Annotated in this window: 4 protein-coding genes; 3 read left to right on the top strand and 1 reads right to left on the bottom strand. The window is 75.2% G+C overall.

Going from position 1 to position 5,347, the window contains the following annotated elements:
• Positions 1-38: 38 nt before the first annotated feature.
• Entirely contained in the window at positions 39-1,550 is a 1,512-nt protein-coding gene (locus tag ACFQ8T_RS16645; protein ID WP_430547594.1) for a hypothetical protein, read from the bottom strand.
• 307 nt (positions 1,551-1,857) lie between these two features.
• Between ACFQ8T_RS16645 and ACFQ8T_RS16640 the strand changes: the two genes are divergently transcribed.
• From ACFQ8T_RS16640 to ACFQ8T_RS16630, 3 genes are read left to right on the top strand one after another with little or no spacing between them, the layout of a single operon-like run.
• The gene (locus ACFQ8T_RS16640; protein WP_430547593.1) at positions 1,858-3,249 is read left to right on the top strand and encodes a hypothetical protein; all 1,392 of its coding nucleotides are present in this window, start codon (positions 1,858-1,860) and stop codon (positions 3,247-3,249) included.
• Positions 3,246-4,259 carry a hypothetical protein gene (locus ACFQ8T_RS16635; protein WP_430547592.1) on the top strand — a complete coding sequence of 338 codons (1,014 nt, stop codon included), beginning with the start codon at positions 3,246-3,248 and terminating at the stop codon, positions 4,257-4,259. Before ACFQ8T_RS16640 ends, ACFQ8T_RS16635 begins: the two co-directional genes overlap by 4 nt.
• 24 nt (positions 4,260-4,283) lie before the next feature.
• Positions 4,284-5,237 (top strand): tetratricopeptide repeat protein, encoded by a 954-nt coding sequence (locus tag ACFQ8T_RS16630; protein WP_430547591.1) that lies wholly within the window; start codon positions 4,284-4,286, stop codon positions 5,235-5,237.
• The last annotated feature ends 110 nt before the right edge of the window (positions 5,238-5,347 follow it).

Here is a 5,347-nt window from a genome sequence, read left to right as displayed (position 1 = left end):
CCCGACGGTGGCGGGCCCGCGGCGTCAGGGCGCGTCGCTCAGGCCTTGGCCTTCGTCTTGGCCTTGGACGGTGCCGGGGACTCCTTCTCGGCGCCCGCCGTCTCGGGCTCGTCCGTGGCGTCCTCGGGCGCGGCGACGTCCCCGGGCTCCGCGGAGTCCTGGTCGGAGGAGGCGTCCTCGGGCCCGGCGGCGTCCGGCTGGTCGTCGGCCCCGGGCTCGACGTCGGCGGGCTCGGCGGCCTTCTCCGCCTGCGGCGCCGGGGGAGCCGGGGGAGCCGGGACGGGCGCCTGCAGGACGGTGACGGGCTGGCCCTGACCGGCCGGGGTCTCGACCTTCTCGGCGCCGAGCAGGCCGCGCAGCTCCTCGAGGTAGGAGTTGATCGAGTCGTGCCGGCGGGTGAGGTCCTCGAGCTGGCGGGCGGCCGTGGAGCGGTGGTTCTCCGCCTCGACGCGCGCGTCGTTGACCATCGTCTCGGTGAACTCCCGCGCCTCGGCGACGATCCCGTCCGCGGTGCGGCGGGCGTCCGCGACGAGGGACTTCACGTAGGCGTCCGACTCCGCGCGGACCTTCTCCGCCTGCTGCAGGGCCATGGCGACCCGCTGCTCGGCCTCCGCCGCGTGCTCCTCGGCGGCGCGGACGAGCAGGTCCGTCTCCTGGCGGGCGGTCTCGTGGCGCGCGGCGGCCTCGTGCTCCACCTGCTCCCGGCGCTGCGCGATCTCCAGCTCGGCGTCGGCCAGCGCGGCACGGGCCTGCTCGCGCAGCTGCTCGAGCTCGGTCGTCACGGCGTCGGACGCCTCGGCGGCCTGGTGCTTGGCCTCGGCGATGATGCGGGCGGCCTCCCGGCGGGTGCGCTCCAGGAGGTCGGTCGACTCGCGGTCCGCCTCCTCGCGCTGCGCGGCGGCCTCGGCGGCGGCCTGCGCCCGCTGCTGCGCGGTGTCGCGCTCGGCGGCGACGCGCAGCTCGGTGGTCTCGCGCTCCGCGGTGGAGCGCTGGACGCCGATCTCGCGCTCGAGGGTGGCGCGGCGCTCGCTCTCCTCCGCGGACAGCGTGCTGGTGATGAGGGCGGCCTCGCGCTCGGCCGAGCCGACGAGCTCCTCGGCGCGGCGCTGGGCGGCGAGCAGCGTGCCCTCCGCCTCGGCGGCCGTGGTGGACCGGATCTCCTCGGCCTCGCGACGCGCGCTGCCGAGCAGCTCGGAGGCCTCGGACTCCGCGCGGGCGCGGACCTGGCCCGCGGACAGCTTGGCCCGCGCCATGATGTCGGCGGCCTGCTGGTTCGCCTGAGTGAGCACCTCGGTGGACTGCTCCTCCGCGGACCGCAGGAGCCGCTCGACGCGCGAGCCGAGCCCGGCGTAGGAGGGCTTCTCGTTCTCCCGCAGCTGGCGCTGCACCAGCGCGAGCTCCGAGGAGATCTGCATGGCGCGCGCGTCGGTGCTCTCGACGTTCCGGCGGGCCTCCTCGAGCGCCTGCTCGAGTCGGGCGATGTGACCGTCCACCTGCGCGCGGTCGTAACCGCGCATGGTGATCGGGAAGAGCGTGCGCTCGTCGGACACGTGCAGACCTCCGTACATGGTGGGTGCCCCGGCGTCGCCAGGATAGTGGCGGGGGCAGGGCGCCGATACTCGGGACATTCTGGCCCTCGCGGGACGAGTCGGACATCCTCCCACGCCGGGTCGGTGCGGCGCGACGGCGTCGCCCCGGCAGTGTTCCACGGGTCGTGACGACGCGCAGGAGCCAGGGCGCGTCCGTCGTACGCGAGTCGTGAAGGGTTCGTGAACCGCACCCTGCCAGGGCGGCCACGTGGACGGAGCCCTCCGCGCCGTCCCTATGCTGGACTGTCCACGTCGAAGGGAAAGCTCGGTGCTGCAACGCATTCTGGGCGGTGTCCTGGTCCTGGTCGGACTGGCTGCCGCCGCGCTCGGTGTCGCCTCGGCCACGGTCTGGCGCGACACCGACACGGTGGTCGCCACGGCCAAGCCGACCGGTGACGGCACGTTCGTCGTCACCGACCCCGGTGTCCTCGGCCTCGTCGGTGGCGACGTCACCGTGAGCGCGTCCGTCCCCGAGGGTCAGAAGGTCACGCTCGCCGTCGGTCGGGACGTCGACGTCGCGGGGTGGGTCGGCAACGACCCCTACTCGCGCGTGACGGGCCTGAGCGACTGGGAGAACCTCTCCGTCGCGGCGGGCGAGCCCGCCGACCCCGACGCCGAGACCGAGGAGGCGCCGAAGTCCGGCGCCGACCCGGCCGGGTCGGACATGTGGGTGGCCGAGGCCTCCGACGAGAACAGCGTCACGCTGCGCTGGAGCGACCGCCCCGGCCGCTGGACGCTCCTCGCCGCCGGTGTCGGCGAGGGTGCGAAGGCGCCGACCCTGGAGCTCAGCTGGCCGCGCGCCGTCACCACGCCCTACCTGTGGCCCGGTGTCGGGGTGGGCGCCGTGCTGGTGCTCGGCGGGGCCCTGTTGCTCGTGCTGGGCGGGCGCCGTGCCCGCGCCCGCCGGGCCGACCTGGCCGAGCAGGGCGCGGGCGACGAGTCCGCCACCGACCTCCACGACGACGGCCCGTCGGCCGGTGGCCTCGGGGCCCCGTTCGCGCCGGTGCGCCCGACGACCGCGACCGCGGGCCCCTGGGCGCCGGCGACGCCCGCAGAGCCCCGGCCGGACGGCGCCCAGGCCGCCCCCGCCGAGCCGGCGACGGGTACCGAGGGCGCGGACGACTCCCCGGAGGACGGCACGGCGCGCGACTCGGCCGCCGGCACCGCCGAGGTGCCGCTCGCCGGCCGGCTGCTGCGCCGGTCGCGCCGCCGCCAGCGCGACGAGACCGCCGACGCGCCGTCCGACGCGCCGGCCACGCCCTCGGCCGACCCGGCGCCCGTGGCGGCCCCTGCGCCGTTCGGCAGCCTGCCCGTCCCCGCTCCGGCCGAGCCGACCGCGCACGAGCCCGTGCCGGCCGAGCCGACCACCGCCACCGGCGCCCTGCGCATGACGCGGCGGGAGCTGCGCGCCCAGGAGGAGGCCCGGCGGGCCGCGGAGCAGGGCGGGATGACCCGCATGCTGCGCGCCATCACCGGCTCGATCCCCGCGGTGCGCCCGGCGCAGCCCGACGGGGCGTCCGAGCAGGACGCCACCCGACCCGACCCCTCCACGCCCGCGGGCCGCGCCGCCGCCTGGCGCGCCACCTGGGGCTTCGGCGACACCTCCCGGACCGGGCAGCCCGCCGACCCCACGACCGACAACGACGGGGAGAACCGATGAACCGCCGTACCACCCGCGGCCTGGCCGTGGCGAGCGCCCTCGTCGTGTCGACGACGCTGCTCGCCGGCTGCGCCGACGAGCTGCCCCAGCCCCAGGCCGGCGAGGCGTTCAGCGGGCCCGTGCTGACCGAGGAGCAGGACACCCAGGTGTTCACCGCGGTCGCCGACACCGTGGCGAAGGCCGACAAGGCGCTCAAGAGCGACGCGCTCAAGCCGCGCGTGAGCGGGCCCGCGTACGAGGTGCGCAAGAGCCAGCTCGCCGTCGCCAAGAAGCGGGACAACGCGGAGTTCGTGACGGACATCCCGAGCGAGTCCCAGCAGATGATCATCCCCACCACCGAGGGATGGCCGCGCACCAGCTTCTCCATCACGTCCAGCACCGAGGACCTCGAGACGCCGCGCCTCGTGGCGTTCGAGCAGGCGTCCGCGCGCTCGGACTACAAGATGTGGGCGTGGGTGCAGCTCATCCCCGGGCAGAGCATGCCGTACTTCGCCGACTCGGCCGTGGGATCGGACGCCGTGGCGGGGGACGACGACTCCCTCGCGGCGTCCCCCGTCGACGCCCTCGCGCAGTACGCGGACATCGTCACCCTCGGTGCCAAGAAGTCGTCCTTCGCGAAGGGCTTCGAGCTGCCGGACGGCGACCTGGTCTCGGCCGTCGCGGCCGACGCGGCGGCGTGGAAGGAGGTCGAGGGCTTCGAGGAGTCCGGGACCAAGTACACGCAGAAGTACAAGGCGCGCAAGGACGAGGTCCGTGCGGTCCGCACGGCCGACGGCGGGGCGCTCGTCATGGGCGTCCTCGACGGCAGGACCACGGTCGAGGCGGAGGAGGACGCTAAGGTGCCCGCCCTCTCCGAGACGCAGAAGGCGCTCCTCGGTGACGCCGAGCAGACCAACGTGCTGAACACCCGGTACACGGACATGGTCGCGCTGTACGTCCCGGCCAAGGGCTCCGACGAGAAGATCCGGCCGCTCGGCTACTCGCACGTGGCGACGGCGGCCTCGAACTGACGCTCCGCTCGTAGGATGGCGCCCATGACCAACCCCACGCCCGACCCGACCTTCAGCACGCGTGGCGCCGTCGACCTGTCGGCGCTGAACCGCCCGCAGTCGCCGCCCCCGGGGGAGCCCGGCGGCGCGCCGTCGGCGGGCGGCTACGTGCTGGACGTCACGGACGCGAACTTCCAGCAGGTGGTGCAGGACTCGACCACGTACCCCGTGGTCATGCTGCTGTGGATCCCCACCGACAAGGCCAACGCCGATCTCGGCGAGCTGCTGGGCCGGCTCGCGGAGGAGTACGCCGGCCGGTTCCTGCTCGGCCGCCTCGACGCGCAGGCCTACCCGCAGGTGGCGGCCGCCTTCCAGGTGCAGGGCGTGCCGACCGTGGTCGCGGTCCTGCAGGGCCAGCCCCTCCCGCTGTTCCAGGGGGCGGCGCCCGAGGAGCAGGTGCGCGGCGTCCTGGACCAGGTGCTGGCCGCGGCCGAGCAGAACGGCGTCACGGGACGCGCCCCCGCTCAGGGCGCGGAGGGCGAGGAGCCCGCGGAGGCCCTCGACCAGGAGCCGGTCGAGGAGCCGCTGCCGCCGCTGCACCAGGAGGCGTACGACGCGATCGAGCGCGACGACCTCGACACCGCCGTCGCCGCGTACGAGAAGGCGATCAAGCAGGACCCGAAGGACGCCCTCGCGGTGGCCGGCCTGGCGCAGGTCCGCCTGCTGCAGCGCACCCGCGGTGCCGACCTGCAGGCCGCCCGGACCGCGGCGGCCGACGCCCCGACGGACGTCGAGGCGCAGCTCGCCGTGGCCGACATGGACATGCTCGGCGGCAAGGTGGACGACGCCTTCGCCCGCCTGCTCGAGCTGCTCCCCGGCGCCGACGCGGACGCGAAGGAGAAGCTCCGCGTGCGGCTCGTCGAGTACTTCGAGATCGTCGGGCCCACCGACCCGCGCGTGATCAAGGCCCGCCAGCGCCTGGCGATCAGCCTGTACTGACCCCCAGGGGCATCGAGCGTGGGGGGGGGGGGTGGAAAAAAAGACGGGGGTGGGTTTAGATACAAACAACAAAAAGGGAGAGGGGTGGAGGGCCGCGGGGGGGGGGGCGC

Origin of the sequence: Isoptericola sp. NPDC056618 (assembly GCF_042792715.1) — a bacterium.
Lineage (GTDB): Bacteria > Actinomycetota > Actinomycetes > Actinomycetales > Cellulomonadaceae > Isoptericola > Isoptericola nanjingensis.
This window is presented reverse-complemented; position numbering and strand designations above follow the sequence as displayed.

Excerpts from the sequence above, each read along its gene's own strand:
- ACFQ8T_RS16635 (WP_430547592.1), top strand. The coding sequence starts at position 3,246 with ATGAACCGCCGTACCACCCGCGGCCTGGCCGTGGCGAGCGCCCTCGTC.
- ACFQ8T_RS16630 (WP_430547591.1), top strand. The coding sequence starts at position 4,284 with ATGACCAACCCCACGCCCGACCCGACCTTCAGCACGCGTGGCGCCGTC.